Source organism: Haloterrigena salifodinae (assembly GCF_003977755.1).
In the GTDB taxonomy this organism is placed as follows: Archaea; Halobacteriota; Halobacteria; order Halobacteriales; family Natrialbaceae; genus Haloterrigena; species Haloterrigena salifodinae.
Genome location: NZ_RQWN01000005.1, coordinates 200,162 through 217,292, shown reverse-complemented (window position 1 = coordinate 217,292; position 17,131 = coordinate 200,162). Strand labels below are relative to the sequence as shown.

Annotated in this window: 11 protein-coding genes; 5 read left to right on the top strand and 6 right to left on the bottom strand. The window is 66.4% G+C overall.

Features of this window, described 5'->3' with window-relative positions; translation table 11 throughout:
• Positions 1 to 42: 42 nt before the first annotated feature.
• Positions 43 to 1,017, bottom strand: coding sequence for a PLP-dependent cysteine synthase family protein (locus EH209_RS21185; protein ID WP_126664798.1), 975 nt, complete (start codon positions 1,015 to 1,017; stop codon positions 43 to 45).
• Between the two features lie 118 nt (positions 1,018 to 1,135).
• Here EH209_RS21185 and EH209_RS21180 point away from each other — a divergent pair, with 118 nt between their 5' ends.
• Together EH209_RS21180 and EH209_RS21175 are read left to right on the top strand one after the other, a co-directional pair.
• Positions 1,136 to 1,510 (top strand): TlpA family protein disulfide reductase, encoded by a 375-nt coding sequence (locus EH209_RS21180; RefSeq protein WP_126664797.1) that lies wholly within the window; start codon positions 1,136 to 1,138, stop codon positions 1,508 to 1,510.
• A gap of 129 nt (positions 1,511 to 1,639) precedes the next feature.
• Entirely contained in the window at positions 1,640 to 2,974 is a 1,335-nt protein-coding gene (locus EH209_RS21175) for a metallophosphoesterase (protein ID WP_126664796.1), read from the top strand.
• Between the two features lie 33 nt (positions 2,975 to 3,007).
• Here the strand turns inward: EH209_RS21175 and EH209_RS21170 are convergent, their stop codons facing one another.
• The 4 genes from EH209_RS21170 to thyA form a co-directional block, all read right to left on the bottom strand.
• Positions 3,008 to 5,203 carry a thioredoxin domain-containing protein gene (locus tag EH209_RS21170; RefSeq protein WP_126664795.1) on the bottom strand — a complete coding sequence of 732 codons (2,196 nt, stop codon included), beginning with the start codon at positions 5,201 to 5,203 and terminating at the stop codon, positions 3,008 to 3,010.
• A 314-nt stretch (positions 5,204 to 5,517) separates the two neighbouring features.
• The gene (gene acnA, locus EH209_RS21165) at positions 5,518 to 8,286 is read right to left on the bottom strand and encodes an aconitate hydratase AcnA (RefSeq protein ID WP_126664794.1); all 2,769 of its coding nucleotides are present in this window, start codon (positions 8,284 to 8,286) and stop codon (positions 5,518 to 5,520) included.
• A gap of 207 nt (positions 8,287 to 8,493) precedes the next feature.
• Positions 8,494 to 9,033: a dihydrofolate reductase gene (locus EH209_RS21160; protein ID WP_126664793.1), complete on the bottom strand. Its 540-nt coding sequence runs from the start codon at positions 9,031 to 9,033 to the stop codon at positions 8,494 to 8,496.
• Positions 9,030 to 10,046 (bottom strand): thymidylate synthase, encoded by a 1,017-nt coding sequence (gene thyA, locus EH209_RS21155; RefSeq protein WP_126664792.1) that lies wholly within the window; start codon positions 10,044 to 10,046, stop codon positions 9,030 to 9,032. The genes EH209_RS21160 and thyA overlap by 4 nt, the downstream gene beginning before the upstream one ends.
• Before the next feature lie 117 nt (positions 10,047 to 10,163).
• On the opposite strand from thyA, the gene EH209_RS21150 reads away from it, so the two are divergent.
• Genes EH209_RS21150 through EH209_RS21140 form a run of 3 tightly spaced genes read left to right on the top strand, consistent with a single transcriptional unit; the run spans position 10,164 to position 14,785 of the window.
• Positions 10,164 to 11,804: a ribonuclease H-like domain-containing protein gene (locus EH209_RS21150; RefSeq protein WP_126664791.1), complete on the top strand. Its 1,641-nt coding sequence runs from the start codon at positions 10,164 to 10,166 to the stop codon at positions 11,802 to 11,804.
• A gap of 3 nt (positions 11,805 to 11,807) precedes the next feature.
• Positions 11,808 to 14,531, top strand: coding sequence for a DEAD/DEAH box helicase (locus EH209_RS21145; protein WP_126664790.1), 2,724 nt, complete (start codon positions 11,808 to 11,810; stop codon positions 14,529 to 14,531).
• A 44-nt stretch (positions 14,532 to 14,575) separates the two neighbouring features.
• On the top strand, positions 14,576 to 14,785 hold the full coding sequence (locus tag EH209_RS21140) for a hypothetical protein (protein ID WP_126664789.1): 210 nt from the start codon (positions 14,576 to 14,578) through the stop codon (positions 14,783 to 14,785).
• A gap of 250 nt (positions 14,786 to 15,035) precedes the next feature.
• Here EH209_RS21140 and EH209_RS21135 read toward each other — a convergent pair whose 3' ends face one another.
• Positions 15,036 to 16,463, bottom strand: a complete 1,428-nt coding sequence (locus EH209_RS21135) for a DUF6498-containing protein (RefSeq protein ID WP_126664788.1) — start codon at positions 16,461 to 16,463, stop codon at positions 15,036 to 15,038.
• Positions 16,464 to 17,131 lie beyond the last annotated feature (668 nt).

Sequence of the window (17,131 nt, the reverse complement as noted above, 5' to 3'; positions counted from 1 at the left end):
TGGGAGTCCGTACGGCGACTCGAGCGAACGAGCGACCGGCCGTTAGTCGAACAGGCCCGTCGAGAGGTAGCGCTCGCCGCTGTCCCAGAAGACCGTGACCACGAGCGGGCAGTCGTCGACCCGGCCTCCGTCGGGCTCGGGCGCGGCCGCCGACTCGTCGAACGCACCCGACACGGTCGGGCAGTCGAGGTCGGGGTCGGCGATCTCGCGGGCGATCCGCTGGGAGACCAGGCTCGTCGCGCCGCTGGACTGGCCGACGAGGACGCCCTCGTCGCGCGCGAGGCGCCGACACTCGTCCTCGGCGTCCTCGAGTTTCACCGTCTCGACGCGGTCAATCAGGTCGAGATCGAGGTTGTCGCTGACGAAACCGGGCCCCATCCCCTGGAAGTTGTCGCTGCCGGATTCGCCGGTCGAGAGGACGGCGTTGCGCGCCGGTTCGACGGCGATGATCTCCATGTCGGGGAACTCCTCGCGGAGCCGCCGGCCGGTGCCGGAGATCGTGCCGCCGGTGCCGACGCCGGCGACGAAGGCGTCGATCTCGCGGTCGCCGACCTGTTCGACGATCTCCTCGCCGGTCGTCTTGTAGTGGGCCTCGGGGTTAGCGGGGTTCTCAAACTGGCCGAGCTGGATCGCGCCCTCGGCCTCGAGTTCGTTCGCTCGAGCGCGGGCGTCCTCCATGTTCCCCTCGACCAACTCGAGTTCGGCGCCGTAGGCGGCCATGACCCGGCGCCGCTCTTCGGACTTGTCCGCCGGCATGACGATCGTCAGGTCGTAGTCGCGGGCGGCCGCGACCAGCGCGAGCCCGATGCCGGTGTTGCCGCTGGTCGGTTCGACGAGCCAGTCACCGGGTTCGATCCGCCCCTCGCGTTCGGCCGCCCGGATCATCTCGCGGGCCGGCCGGTCCTTCGCCGAGCCGCCGGGGTTGAACGATTCGATCTTGGTAGCGATCGTCGCCCCTTCCGGCGAGTCGACCTGGACGAGCGGCGAGCCGATGGTGTCCAGGATGCTGCCTTTCATTGGCAACCCCTAGGAAGTCGATACGTAAACCGGTGCTGGACTCAGGCAGGACGTGCCGGCTATTCGTTCCCGTGACGGAAACACCGTCGTTAAGCCCCCGGACGCGCTATCGGGAAGTATGAGTCTCGAGACCATGGAGCCCAATCCCGCGTGGGACGAGGCCTCCTACGAGGACGCGATCGACACGCTCGAAGCGCACAACGACGAACTGGTGTACAAGGTCTGGGGCGGCGACTGGTGTAAGGACTGCCGGAAACTTCTTCCGGATTTCGGCGCCGCGCTCGATGCCGCGGGCGTCCCCGAGGACCGCATTGACGAAATCGCCGTCGACGAGGACAAGCAGGGTCCCGGCGTCGAGGAGTACGGCGTCGAGTACATCCCGACGGTCGTCGTCGAGAACGACGACGGCGAGGAAGTGACCCGATTCGTCGAGGAGGAGGACCAGCCGCCGGCGATCTGGCTGGCCGACCGCCTCGAGGAAGAACTGCAGTAAGCGATTCAGCTCGTCCCGATTCCGGCCGTTTCGACCCCGTTTCGTAGCGTTCGGACTCGTCCCGACAGCGGCGCGTCTCGTCTCTAAGGGGACCAACACTATCCCCTCCGGCGTCGGACGTGAAACGCTATGGCAGCCGACGCCGACGATCCGGTCTACTACGTGATCAGCGATCTCCATATCGGCGGCGACGAACAGCTGGGCGAGGTCGACTTCCTTCAGGAGTTGCTCGACTTCCTCGAGCGGCTCGCGACGACCGAGGAGGACGCAGAACTCGTCATCAATGGCGACGCGTTCGGGCTGTGGGAGTTCACCGAAGTTGACGGGCCGGCGAAGTTTGACGTTCTGACCGAACGGTACCCCAAACTGTTCGAACAGCTTCGCGAGACGGGCGAATCGATCCCGATCACGCTGTTGCCGGGGAACCACGACAACGAGCTCGCAGCCTACGACGAGTACGCCGAGCGGTTGGCCGCGTACAACGTCGACCTCGTCCAGGCCGAGTCAATCACCCGACCGGTCGGCGAACGGACGATCTACTTCGAACACGGCCACCAGCGCGACCCCAACAATCGGTTCGAGGACTTCGGCAATCCGTACGAGACGCCGATGGGATACTACTACAATACGAACGTCACGAGCAGGGCCGGACGCCTGTCCGAACGGGGGCGGTTCAACTGGTTGAAGGACGTACAGGCGGTGACGCCGACCGAGCGGGTCCCCCGCTGGCTCCTCTCGAAGTACTTCTACCGCGAGATGAACCCCCTCCTGCGGTACGCCGCGATCCCGATCCTTTTGTTGCTCAACATCAGCGTCCTGCTCGCGGTGCTCGCCGGGCTGGACGTGGCCGGCGTCTGGACGATGCCCGTCGAGACGGTGGACGCGGCGCTCGCCCGGCTGGGTCTCGTCGGGGAGGCGGTCCACTTCCTCCTCGTCGTCAACGCGGCGATCGCGGGCGTGTTGGTGCTCGCGGGAATTCCGCTCTACTTTGTCCTCCGCGACGTCGGTAAAACAGTCGATCGGTTCGGCGTGTTCGAGACGGATCTCACCGTCGACCCCGACGAGCCGTACGCGGCGGCCGCCCGCGAGCTGTTCGCCGAGCGGCCGGAGACGGCGGTCTTCTGCTACGGACACACCCACCGCCCGCTGTTGAAGGAGGTCGGCGACGGGGTGCTCGTCAACACCGGGACGTGGCTGAAGCGCCTTCACCGTCGAGACGTCGTCGCGGGGATACTTCCGCCGGTGTTCTACCCGTCCTATCAGCTGTGTGCCGTTCGGATCGCCGCCGAGTCCGACGGCGTGGCCGTCGAGTTCGAGCAGATCGAAAAGGACGATCCGAGCGCGGACGAGATCACCCGCACCGAGCGCCTGCTCACGCTCGGGCGAGCGCCGACGCCAACCCCGCCCGACCGAACGGTCGTCGGCGACGCGGACCTCGAGTCCACGTCCGAGCCGGACGAATGAGCGGGCGGGCGAGCACGCCTCTCGCTCGCACCGTCAGAACGGGCTTTCGTCTTCCTCGAGCGATTCCGCTCCCGAGGTCTCGACCGCCGCGTTATCACCCAGCCACTCGAGGGCGTCCTCGACGTCGTGGGTCGGCGGCGAGCACGTCCGATCGCGACAGACGTACAGCGTCGGCTCGCCGTCGCGGGCCTCGCGACCGTCCCAGATCGGCGGCGCCTCGTCGAGCCCCAGTCGGCCGAGCCAGTCCTCGAGTCCCTCTTCAGTCGGCGGTCGGAGCGCGAACAGCCGATCGGGGTGGTACTCGTCGGCGAACCGATCGCGCCACCCGTCGGGCAATTCGTCGGCCGCGACGGTGACTTCGAGCGCCCCCGCTTCGAGGCGATCGGCGGCCAGACACAGCGAGGCGTGCTCCATGGAGTTGGCCTCGATCTTGTTCGCGTGGGTCTCGAGGACCGTCGCGGCGATGCGCTCGAGGTCGTCTTCCGCGAACTCGTCGAGCGCGAGCAGCGTCTCGACCGCGACGCCGGCCGCCGACGGCGTCGACTGGTCGGTGAGTTCCTGCGGGCGCGTCACGAGCGACTCGCCGCTCTCGGGGGTGAAGTAGATGGTCCCCTGATCTTCATCCCAGAACTCGTCCTCGATGGTGCGAGCCAGATCGAGCGCGAACGCGAGATGGTCGACGTCGCCGGTGGCCTGATAGCAGCCGAGGGCCCCGCGAGCGAGGAAAGCGTAGTCCTCGAGGTAGCCGTCGACCTTGACGTCTCCGTCTTTGTAGCGCCGGTTGAGTCGCTGTTCCTCCGCGTCCCAAAGTCGATCCCGAACGAACTCGAGGGCGTCGACGGCCTGCTCGGCGTACTCGTCGTTCCCGAGGACGAGCGCGGCCTCCGTGCACGCGTTGATCATGAGGCCGTTCCAGCCGGCCAGCACCTTCTCGTCGCGGTTGGGGCGCGGGCGCTGTTCTCGGGCCTCGAACAGCCGCTCGCGGGCGTCCTCGAGCTGGTCTTCGATCTCGTCTTCTGCGAGGTCGTACTCGTTGGCCAGCGACTCGAGCGAGCGCACGCGGTTGGGCTGGTTCTGCCCCTCGAAGTTGCCAGACTCGGTGATGTCGTAGCGAGCACAGAAGAGGTCAGCAGTGGTCTCATCCTCGAGGACCTCGCGGACCTCGTCGGGCGTCCAGACGTAGAACGCCCCCTCCTCGCGCTCGCCGGTCTCGGGGTCCTCGCTCTGGGCGTCGAGCGTACTGAAGAAGCCGCCCTCGTCGTGGGTGAGTTCGCGCTCGAGGAAGTCGAGCGTTTCCGCGACGACCTCGGCGTAGCGCTCCTCGCCGGTGAGCTGGTAGCCGGCGAGGAATGCCCGCGGAATCTCGGCGTTGTCGTACAGCATCTTCTCGAAGTGAGGGACCGTCCAGTCCTTGTCGACGCAGTAGCGGTGGAAGCCGCCGCCGACGTGGTCGTAGAGCCCGCCCGCGGCCATCGCGTCGAGGGTTTCCTCGATCACCTCGAGGTACTCCTCGCGGCCGGTCCGATCGTACGCGCGGGCGAGGACGTGGAGTCGCGAGGGCTGGGGGAACTTCGGGCCGCCGGAGCCGAAGCCGCCGTACTGGCGGTCGGCGCTCCGGAGGACGGCGTTCGCCGCCGTCTCGAGAACCTCGCTCGACGGCGGCTCGGCGGCGCCTCCTGTGGCGCCTGCGCCGTCTGGGGTCTCCTCGAGGCGGTCCTTCGCGGCCTCGGTCCACTGGTCGGCGCGGTGTTCCATCTCCTCGCGGTCCTCCCCGCTCTCCCAGGAGTCGCTGATCCGCTGGCAGAGCTCGAGGAAGCCGGGCTGGTTGCGCTGGCTCTCCTTCGGGAAGTAGGTCCCGACGAAGAACGGTTTCCCCTCCGGCGTGAGCCACGCCGACAGCGGCCAGCCGCCCCGGCCGGAGACGAGCTGGGCGACGGTCATGTAGATGCTGTCGATGTCCGGGCGCTCCTCGCGGTCGACCTTGATCGGGACGAAGTTCTCGTTAAGCACGTCGGCGACGTCGTCGTCCTCGAAGCTCTCGTCTTCCATGACGTGACACCAGTGACACGCCGAGTAGCCGATCGAGAGGAAGATCGGCACGTCGCGTTCTTTCGCGGCCTCGAGGGCCTGTTCGTCCCAGGGCTGCCAGTTGACGGGGTTGTCCGCGTGCTGGCGCAGGTAGGGGCTCTCCTCCTCCTCGAGCCGATTGCGCGCGGTCGGATCGGTCATGGTTTCGCGTACGGCTGTCAGTTGTAAAAGGCCGCGGTACGAGGGAGAGAATCGGATTTGAGGGACGTCGCTTTCTGCGGGGGCAACGGGTGCTATCGTGGCAACGGGGAATCGCCACACCCTCCCCAACCGATTCGCTCGCGTCGATGGATTCACTCCGTTCATCCCTCGCCCCGCTCGCTCATCCCTCACGCGTCTTCGAGTTGCCCCTCACTGGTCGTTCGGCGCAACTCGGCGCGTGCCACCGCGAGTGATCGACCTAGGCGCTGCAGAGAGCAGAGATCGGAGCTCGAATAAACGGCTGCTCGAGCCCGTTACTCGGCTTCTTCCTGCAGCAGCCGCCGAAGAACGAGGTGGAGGACGCCGCCGTTCTCGACGTACTCGACCGCCATCGGGGTGTCGACCTGTGCGGTCACGTCGAACTCGGTTACGTTACCTTCGTCGTCTTCAGCGGTGACCGTCAGTTTGGCGTTCGGCTCGAGGCCGTCCTCCAAGCCCTCGATCTGGAAGTACTCGTCGCCCTCGAGGCCGAGTTCTTCCCAGCCCTCGCCGTCGTCGAACTGGAGGGGCAGGACGCCCATGCCGATGAGGTTGTCGCGGTAGATCCGCTCGTAGCTCTTGCCGATGGTCGCGCGGATGCCCAGCAGGTCAGTTCCCTTGGCGGCCCAGTCGCGACTCGAGCCGGTGCCCAGTTCCTCGCCGGCCATGACGATCAGCGGGGTGTCCTCCTCGCGGTAGCGCTCGGAGGCCTCGAAGACGGTGGTCTCTTCGCCCGTCGGATGATGAATCGTGTAGCCGCCCTCCTTGCCGTCGAGCAGCTCGTTCTTGATGCGGACGTTGGCGAACGTGCCGCGCATCATGACCTCGTGGTTGCCGCGTCGCGAGCCGTACGTGTTGAACTCGTGGGGTTCGACGCCGCGCTCTTTGAGCCACTGGCCGGCGGGCAGATCCTCGCCGAAGAGGCCCGCGGGGCTGATGTGGTCGGTCGTGACCGTGTCGCCGAGGGTGAGCAGCGCGCGGGCTCCCTCGACGTTCTCGACGCCGGGGGCCTCGAGCGGGAAATCCTGGAAGAACGGCGGCTCGCGGATGTACGTCGATTCGTTGTCCCAGTCGTAGACGTCGCCAGTGGGCGCATCCAGCGCCTCCCAGCGGTCGTCGCCCTCGTAAACGCTGGCGTACTTCTCTTCGAACAGCTCCGGCGAGACGCTCTCGTGGATCGTCCGTCGGATCTCCTCGCTGTCGGGCCAGACGTCCTCGAGGTAGACCGCCTCGCCGTCGTCGTCGGTGCCGATCGGTTCGTGCTCGAGGTCGATGTTCATCCGCCCCGCGAGGCCGTAGGCGACGACCAGCGGCGGGCTAGCGAGGTAGTTGGCCTTGATCTTCGGGTGGATGCGGGCCTCGAAGTTGCGGTTGCCCGAGAGGACGCTGGTCGTCCAGAGGTCGTGCTCGTCGATGGCGTCCTCGATCGGTGCAGGCAGCGGTCCGGAGTTGCCGATACAGGTCGTACAGCCGTAGCCGACGACGTGGTAACCCAGTTCCTCGAGGTCGTCGAGCAGGTTCGCTCGCTCCAGGTACTCCGTGACGACTCGGCTGCCGGGCGCGAGGCTGGTCTTGACGTAGTCGGGTACCTCGAGTCCCCGCTCGGCCGCGTTGCGCGCGAGCAGGCCGGCGGCGACCATGACGGAGGGGTTCGAGGTGTTCGTACAGGAGGTGATGGCGCTGACGAGCACGTCGCCGTGGCCGATCTCGATCTCCGTGCCGTCCTCGAGTTCGACGGGGACTTTCTCGCCTAAGGCGAGGCCGGGACCGGACGCGGTCGCGTCGTCTGCGGCAGCACCGCCGCCGTCGCCGATCGCTGGTTCGCCACCCGGTCCGATGACGCCCTGCTCCTCGAGCAAGCTCGGGAAGTGCTCGTCTAAGTCACCCATCGGGATCCGGTCGTGGGGCTTCTTGTGGCCCGCGAGGCTGGGTTCGACGTCGCCGAGGTCGAACTCGACGGTCTCGGTGTATTCGGGCTCCTGATCGCCGAACAGCCCTTGAGCCTCGAGGTACTCGCGGACGAGTTCGACGTGATCCTCGTCGCGACCCGTCAGTTCGAGATACTCGAGGGTCTTCTCGTCGACGGGGAACATGCTGATCGTCGACCCCTGCTCGGGGGCCATATTCGAGATAGTCGCCCGATCCGCGACGGAGAGCTGCGAGACGCCGGGACCGTAGAACTCGACGAACTTGTCGACGACGCCGACCTCGCGGAGCGTCTCGGTGATGTGGAGCACGAGGTCCGTCGCCGTGGCTCCTTCGGGGAGTTCGCCCGAGAGACGGACGCCGACGACCTCCGGTAGCGACATGTTGATCGGCTGGCCGAGGAGGGCGGCCTCGGCCTCGATGCCGCCGACGCCCCAGCCGACGACGCCGATGCCACCGATCATGGGCGTGTGGCTGTCGGTGCCGACGAGCGTGTCGGGCAGCAGCCACTGCTCGCCGTTCACTTCGCGCTCGTGGACGACGCGGCCGAGGTGCTCGAGGTTGACCTGGTGGACGATTCCCGTCCCCGGCGGGACGACGTTGAAGTCCTCGAAGGCCCCTTCGGCCCACTTGATCGCGCGGTAGCGCTCCTCGTTGCGCTCGTACTCGATCTCGACGTTCTTCTCGTAGGCGTCCGCGCTGCCGAAGTGGTCGACCTGCACGCTGTGGTCGATCACGAGGTCACAGGGGACTTCGGGTTCGACGACCGTCGGGTCAACGCCCTCGCGTTCGGCGGCCGAGCGCAGCGCCGCGAGGTCGACCACCGCGGGCACGCCGGTCAGGTCCTGCAGGACGACCCGCGAGACCGTGAACGGTACCTCCGCGTCCGGCACGTCGGGCTCCCACGCGGCCGCCGCGCGGACGGCGTCGGCGTCGACGGTGTCGCCGTCGGTCGCCGCGTTTCGAAGCACCGACTCGAGCAACACCCGGACGCTCACGGGCAGTTTCTCGAGTTCGCAGAGCCCCTGTTCCTCGAGGACCGTGAGATCGGCCATTTTGTACGTCTCGCCGTCGTGTTCGAACTCCCGGACGGCGTCAGAGAGTGAATCGTTTGACATTACGACACCTTGGGGACCGCGACATTTGAATCTAGCGAGATTCCGAGGTAGAGGCTATATACGCCCTACATTTGACGGTATAGCGGCTTCTCGGTTTGTGAATCGTCTCGATCGAGGCGCTATTCTGGACGAGTTACAGAAAGGGCGCAATATTCGCCTCATATCACAGCGAATGTGAACGTTGTGCTCAGGGAGAGAATCGCACAGTCAATCCGATCGAGCGTACTCGACGAAGCCGAACCCGTCGCGCTCGTCGCGAGCGACGACGCGCCAGTCCTCACGGTTCCAGTCGGGGAACCGGGTGTCCCCGTCGGGTTCCTCGTGGACCTCGGTCACGATCAGGCGATCGAGTGCGGGCAGGAACTGCTCGTAGACGGTCGCGCCGCCGGCAACGAAGATCCGGTCCGCGCCATCGTGGCGTTCTCGCGCGGCCGTCTCCGCCGTCTCGAGCGCTTCCTCGAGGCTCCCTGCGACCACGGCGTTCTCGGGCGTCTCGAGGTCCCGACTCGTCAGAACCACCGTCGTCCGACCGGGCAGCGGTTTGCCCAGTGCCTTGAGGATCCCCTCGTAGGTGACCCGGCCCATGATCACCGGGTGGTCCATCGTGGTCTCCTTGAAGTGCTGTAAGTCCGCGGGGATATGCCACGGCATGTCGCCGTCCTTCCCGATGACGCCGTTGTCGGCGACGGCGACGATGCCGACGAGTTCGCGGTCGGTCTCGGGCGGAACTGTCTCGTCAGCGGTCATTCGGCCACTGAAAACTCGATGCCCTCGTGGGACTCGTAGCTCTTCAGTTCGACGTCCTCGTAGGCCAGTTCGTCGATCGAGACGTCGGCCACCTCGAGCGTCGGCCGCTCGAGGGGCTCTCGGGATAACTGCTCGAGTAGCCCCGGCACGTGGTCGAGTCGCTCGTCGTCCCCGGCTTCGTCGGGGGCCTCGGACTCGAGCCACGCCTTGACCTCGAGGTAGTCCTCGCGGTTGTCGACATCGTCAAGACGAGACTGGAGCGCCTCGAGGTTGTCGGCGTACCACTCGCCGCGGTCGCCGCGGCCGCAGTAGACGTGCGTGTCGACGACGGTGTGGGCGAACGTACCCGGTTCGAAGCCGGTCTGCTGGGCGATGACTTTGGTCAGCAGCGCGTACGCGGCGATATTAAAGGGAATTCCCAGCGCGGTGTCGCCCGAGCGCTGGGTCAAGTGGCAGTTCAGGCGGTCGCCCTGCACGTTGAAGACGAAGGAGTAGTGACACGGAGGAAGCGTCGAGACGGCCGCGTTGGCGGGATGCCAGGCGTTGACGACGAGCCGGCGCGAGTTGGGCGAATCCGAGAGCGTGTCGATGACGTACTGGAGTTGGTCGAACGTGCGGCGACCGTCGTCCTCGACGGTGACCCACTGCTGGGCGTCGTCGGGCCAGGACTCGCCCTCGAGTTGCGCCTCGTCTTCTGGGATCGGGAACCGACGCCAGAAGCGGCCGTAGGCAGTGTCGAGTCGGCCCTCCTCGTCGGCCCACGCGTTCCAGATCTTGGTCTCATCTCGGAGGTTGCGGATGTGCTCCTCGCCGGAGAGATACCAGCAGACTTCGTGGAGCATCGAGTTCCAGCGGTAGCCGTCCATCTGCTTGGTCGTGAGCAGGGGATAGCCCTCCTGGAGATCCACCTCATAGTGTTCGCTGAACGACGAAATCGTGTCGACGCCGGTCCGGTTGGGCTTGTAGGTACCCTCCGAGAGAACCGTGTCGACTAGCTCGAGGTACTGTTGCATTGTCACCCTGTTCGGAACGGCTCCGTAAAATGCGTTCGCGTTTCCCGACGCTCGAGTCACATCACTTTCACTCCGGTGTCCAAACCCTCTTTGTCGCCGCCCGCCTCCCGACCATCAATGACCGCTCGAGCCGGCGTCCGCCTTCTCGCCCTTCCGCCGTCGGCGCTGGCCGACCGCCCCGTCGCGACCCTCGAGGACATCGATCGGACCCTCGAGCCCGACGCCATCTGGGTGCTGGGGCCGGCCCGCAAGCCGCAGGCGTTCGCCCGGGCTCGCAGCGCGTTCGATGCGCCGGCATTTCACCCGCCGCTCGAGACCGGCGGAAACGAGCCGGTTCACCGTCACGTGATCGCCGACGGCGACGGAGCCGAACTCGAGATCGCCGTCGCCCAGAGCCTCCGGGTGCTCCGCTCGGATCCCGAATCCGCCTCGAGCACGCTTGGGGATGGAGACGACCGCACTGCGCTCGTCTGCGACGACGTGGCGACGACCGTCCGGCCGACGGCCCTCGAGACCAGCCTCGAGGGCGCCGAGACGCTGGCAAGCGCACTCCCGGCGGGAACAGTTACGACCCTCTTGACGGGAACCGAGCCGGCGGAATACGACGAGTTGTGGCACCTCGAGCCCGGAACTGGCGCGGTCCGCAGCGTCGACCACGAACTACGCGCCGGCGTCGAACCGCTCGACGAGGACTGCATCTCCGTCCGCGTTCGGGGTGCCGGCCCCGTCGAGGGGTATGGTCGCTCTCGATCGATCGCAGTGCTGACGCTCGCTCCCGACGGCGTCGAGCGCGTCGAGACGCACGACGTGACCGACTTCGGCCTCGAGGCCGTCTCCGGCATCGGTCCGAAAACGGCCGAACGACTCGCAGAGCGCGGCGTGACGACTCGAGAGGAACTACTCGAGACGCCGCTCGAGACGCTCGCTGGGCTGCCGAACGTCGGCCGCGACGGCGCCCGGACGATGCACAAACACGCGCGGGTGCTCGAGACCGGCGAGCCCCGTCGGCTCACCGACGAGTCGCTGCCGGGCGCGGACTGGTCGACGCCGCCGCTGTGCGTGGACATCGAGACCGACGGCCTCTCGCCGACGATTATCTGGCAGATCGGCGTCTACGACCCCGTTGCAGATACCTACCGGGCGTTCGTCGAGCGCGACGATCCGACGGATCCGGCCTCGGTGCTCGGGGCCTTCTGCGACTGGTTGCTGGGAATGCACCCGGACCGTGCGCTGCTCACGTGGAACGGCTGGGGATTCGACTACCGGCATCTGGGCGCATTCATCGCGAAGCACGTCCCCTACTACGCCGACGAGTGGGAGTCGATCCCCAAGTTCGATCTCTACCTCTGGGCCGTGAAAAGCGACAACGCCCTGCTGCCCGGCCGGACCAACAAACTCGAGGCTGTCGCCGAAGCTCTGGGTTACGAGGACGCGGCGACGGGACTCGACGGCGCAGCGACGGCCGCGGCCTACCAGCGGTTCATGCGCACGGGCGCGGAACTGGAGTGGGACCGCCACGAGGCCTACTGCGAGGACGACTGTCGGGCACTCTGGCACGTCTACGAGCGACTTCAGGACGCGCCGCGAGCGGACGCTAGCTCGAGAGACTCTCCCTCGAGGACCGGCGTCTCGGGTTCTAAATCTGGATCCGAATCCGACTCTCGTGAGACCGACGCGACGGACCGAACGACGACCGATCGTCCCTCGAGCGGCGGTAGCGGCACCGAGAGCGAACAGACTGGACTGAGTGATTTCTGACCCATGAGCAGCGAACGAGACCCCGAATTCGGAGATGCGGACGTCCCGGTTACCGGCGACGAACTGGTCGACACCTTCCCCGGGTATCGCGACGAGGACGACATCACCGTCCTCGAGCGCCCCGGTCGAGAGGCGTCGACCGTCCCGAACGAGCGCGCGCTCCGCCCCGAACTGGCCGATCCGCTCGAGCACGATCTCTATTCGCATCAGGCGGAAGCACTCGAGGCGCTGGCCCGCGACGAGAACATTTGCGTCGCGACGAGCACGTCCTCGGGGAAGACCCGGATCTACGCGCTGCAGATCGCCAGAAACTACCTCGAGGCCTGCGCCCGGAACGAGGACGCGACGGCGTACGTCCTCTACCCGACGAAGGCGCTCTCGCGGGATCAGGAGCGCGAGTTGAACGACCTCTTCGATCAGTTGGGCCTCGAGATCACGGTCCGCGTCTACGACGGCGACACCGAGCGCGGGAGCAACCGCAAGCGGATCCGCAAGGAAGCCGACGTCATCATCTCGAACTTCGCGGGCGTGAACACGTACCTCCACGACCACGACCGCTGGGCGCGGTTCCTCTCGGCTTGTGACCTCGTCGTGATCGACGAGTCCCACACCTACACGGGCGTCCACGGAATGCACGTCGCCTGGATCGTCCGCCGGCTGAAGCGGGTCCTCGAGTACTACGACGCAGACCCGCAGTTCGTCCTGACAAGCGCGACGATCGGCAACCCGGGCGAGCACTCCGCGGCGCTGATCGACGAGTCCGTGACCGTCGTCGACGAGGACGGCTCGCCGACGGGGCCGCGGGATCTCGTGCTCTGGAATCCGCCCCCTCGAGCGCGGGAAGACACAGCGGACGAGCGCGACGAGTGGCGCGAGGACGACGCCGAGACCGAATCCACCGGCGATCCCGACTCAGGGGACACCGTCGTCGAGCGCGTCCCCGCCACCGTCGAGGCCCCGCGGCTACTCTCGAATCTGACCTACAACGACGCCCAGACGCTGCTGTTTACTCCCTCGAGGAAACTCGCCGAACTCTCGGTCAAGCGGGCGTCGAAACACCGTCACGATAACCGGCGTTACTACACGAACCCCGACCGCGGGAGTGCGATCGAGCCCTACCACGCGGGCCACTCACGGAAGAAGCGCCACGGCACCGAACACCAGCTCAAGACCGGCGTGCTGGACGGCGTCGCCTCGACGAACGCCCTCGAGCTGGGGATCAACATCGGCGAGATGGACGCGACAGTCCAACTGGGCTATCCGGGCCAGCGCCAGTCGTTCTGGCAGCAGATCGGCCGCGCGGGTCGCGGAACGAAGCGCGCGCTCTCGGTGCTCGTCGCCGAGCACCGCACGCTCGACCAGTACGTCGTGAACAACCCCGATTACCTCCTCGAGTCCGACGTCGAGGACGCGGTTGTCGACGTGGACAACGACGCGGTGTTCGCCCAGCACCTGCGCTGTGCGGCCGACGAACTCGCAATTGACGAGTCGGACGTCGGTGCGCTCGCCGACCGCGAGCGCCTCGAGCGGGCGATCGAGATGTGGCGGCGCGCGGGCCAGTTGCGGGGACGCCTCGAGACGGGCGTCTCCTACGTGGGACCGCCCCGTCCGCAGCAGACGATCTCGCTGTACGCGACGACGGGTGAGGAGTACGAGGTCGACCTCGCGGACGGCGTCGACAAGCACCACGATCCGGGAATGGAGCCGCTGGCGAGGGAGCGCGTGCTGCGGGACTTCCACGAGGGCGCGGTTCGGCTCCACCAGGGCCAGCAGTACGAGGTCGTCGACGTCGACCACGGCGCACCACGGCCCTCGGTGACGGTCCACCCGACGGACGTCGACTACTACACGCGCACCCGAACCGACGTAACGGTCCTCGACGCGGTTTCCGAGGAGTCCCGCGACATCGGCGACTTCACGCTCCACTTCGGCCGCGGCCGGGTACTCGTCTACCACGGCACCTACGACAAGGTCGCGGTCCACGGCGGCAAGAAGAAAGAGCAGGGAATCCCCACCGAGAACCCGCCGCTCGAGATGGAGACCCAACTGTGCTGGCTCGATGTCCCCCAGTACGTCGAGCGGGCGCTGATCGAGAAGTACCGGAGCTTCGAGGTGCCCGAACTCGAGGACGGGCTGGCCGAGACGGCCCACCTCGGTTACGCGGGGGGCCTCCACGCCGCCGAACACGCGACAATCGGCGTCGCCCCGCTCGAGTTGATGGTCGACAAACGCGATTTGGGCGGGCTGGCGACGTTGACAATCGATTCTCATCTCGATCAGGAGCAAGGAGCGGAGGCGGACGGGAACCAGGGGTTCGGTGCTGCGGGGAGCCCAGGCGGTGACGGCGCGCCGCGAAACATCGCCGCGGCCGAGGCCACGGTGCGGGAGATCGCGAACGGCCTCGAGCGCACGCCCGCCAGCGGCTGGTTCATCTACGACGGGATCGAGGGCGGGCTGGGCTTCGCACGGGCGATCTACGAGAATTACGAGGCCGTCGCCGAACGCGCTCGAGACCTCATCGCGGATTGCGACTGCGGGAACGTCGACGGCTGTCCGGCCTGCGTGATGGACGACCAGTGTGGCAACGACAACCAGCCGCTGCACCGCGACGCGGCCGTGGACGTGCTGGATCAGTTGCTAGGTAACGAGGGCGAGGCCGCGCTCGAGGTCCACCTCTCCGACGAGGAGTACGGTGGGGGTCGACGACCGCCGCTGTTCTATGCCTGAAATTAGATCAATAATGTAATAGTATTCAGAGCCGAATACAGGATGTGCCCGCACTCGGGATCACGTCGATCGAACAGGTCGGTACTCTACTCGTTAGGGGTCTCGTGAGCGGTCTGGCCTGCTATCTCGCGATTCGCGTCACTGACGGACTCTTCGCCCAGTTAGCTGCGGCCGTCTTCTTCACCATCGTGCTCGCCGTACCGTGGGAACTGGTGGATCGACTCGTCGGACGCGAACCGAACGACGGCGAGTGACGTCGCTGCGCTCAGGGTGACGAGCCACCGATATCGGAGGGTTCGTACTCGAAGCCGCGTTCCTCGATAGACTCGAAGCGGCCGTGATGCTCGCTGTGAGTCCCCGACGGTCCGTGGCTGTCGCCGGGCTCGACTGGCGAGTGATCGACGGACGCTCGAGACCCGTCAGTTCGCGTCGTCACCGGCTGTTGCTCCGCGTTCCTCGAGTGCGGATCGAAACCTCGAGGATCGATCCACCACTCGACATCGATCACTCGAGGCTCGGATACGCCAGTCTCCAGAGACCCCACGGGATGGCCAACGAGAACGGGAGTAAAAACGAGACCGGGAGCAGCGCGATAACCGACGTCCACGGCCTGTACGTGAGGACGAGGGCTCCGGCGAACCCGACGCCGAGAACGACCGCGGCCCCTGCGAGCCGTCGATCGATCGGGTCCAGTTCCGCCGTCCGCATCCGTAACTCGAACGCGGAGACGAACGCGTCGGGATCGGCCACGGGACCGAGATCCCGCTGGAACTCGTCGTCGCCCCACCCCATCGTGACGTCGAAGGTCCGCGTCCCGAGCAGGTGGTCCGGGAGGTGATCGACGACAACCGTGGCGTCCCGGAGCTCCTGAAGGGGGACGGACCACTGCGGTTCGTCGACCCACGTATCGTACGCGACGAGTCGATCCTCGTACCGGCGGTACTCCAGCGGTCCGTACCTGAGAACGGTCTCCACGAACTCCGCCGCGGGAATCACCAGGAGCAGGAGCGCGAACACGACGCCGGTACCGACCGTGAGCGACAGCGGGGTGTCGTCGCCGGAGACTACCGAGAGCACGACGACCAACGAAATCAGAATCCACTGTGCGAGAAAGACGGTTCTGAAGAGCGTCTGGTGGATGGCGGTGTACAGGACGGCGGTGTCGTCGGTCGAAATCCGAACGTCGGGGTCGCCGTCGGGTACCGCCGGCGGATCGGCCGGCTCCGTCGGATCGTCCGGACCGGCGAGCCAGCCGGTGAGTCGTCCCGGTTTGCCGTGGGCCGCGCGGAAGGACGCCCACTCGACGAGCACCTTGACGAAGACGAATCCGGCGAGGAGCGCGACCCCGCCGACGTCTTCGGGACTCGCGACTGCCATGAGGACGAACGCGAGAAGGAACATCTGGCCGAGGTGCGCCTGAACGACTTCGTAGGCGGAGACCGTCTCGTAGCGGCCGCCGCGGAAGTAGTCGCGCCACGTGTCGGCCGCGGTGGCGGCCACGAGGGCGACGACGCTCAGCACCACCTCCGATCGCCAGAGCACGTCCGCGACGGGAATCGCCGCGCTAATGGCCATCGCGACGACCATCGATATACCCGCGAACCAGGTGAAGACGGTGCCGACGAACGGCACGTTCCGGGGGTAGACCGGCGGGAGCCACGATACCAGTTCCACGCTGCCGCGTCGCTGCTTCAGTTCGTCCGAGACGCTAGGTTCCCCGTCGTCGACAATTTTCGGCGGCTGCCGGGCGAACAGCGCCTTCGCCGCCGTGAGCGGAAACGCCAGAACCACCTCGAGCGCGTAGACCGTCACCAGCGTCGCCGCGTCCCAGCCGAACGCGAGGATGCCAGCGAACGGAAGCAGGTTCGCAACGAGGATGGGAGCGAACCCCAGCCAGGAGGGAGAACGTTCGAGGGTGCGCGGTGTGACCATCGACTACGGCGTTCGTGTTCGTTCCTGTGTTTTATAATTGCACCGAACTATCGGATGAAACCGGCGTCACTCGGTGACCGCGACAGCGGATAGCCACGACCGAGCATATTTCGGCTCGAGGATACTGTGTCGCTACGCGCTACGAGCGGTCGGACGCAGTCCGCTGAGGCGACCGACAGGATGCGGAGATTCTGTTGTTCTACGTGCGAGGTACAGTCAGTAATGTACTATTTCTGTGGGAGCGAGTGCGAAATATGCTCGTCCTCGGAACTGCGCTGCTCGAGCGGATCGGTACCGTGACCGCCAGAGGTTTCGTGAGCGGATTTGCCGTCTACCTCGCAAGTCGCGTTGCCGACGGAATTCGCCGCCGAGTTAGCTGCGGCCGTCTTCTTTACCGTCGTGCTCGCCGGTCTGTGGGAACTGATCGATCGCCTCAGCGGACGCGGCCCGAATGGAGGCGAGTGACGACGGCGCTAACGAACGCTCGAGGCCGTCTCATCTGAGTGTCAGAAGGGGTATTGTTCTCACCAAACACGACTGAGATCTGCCTGCGTTCCAATCCGTCCTCGCGGACTGGGATGTCAACCGGATCTACAGGGCTACCACGGCCACAGCAGCGGTATTTCTTTCGCTGGGCGTAACGAACGGAGCGATCGCCGCGGTTGCGA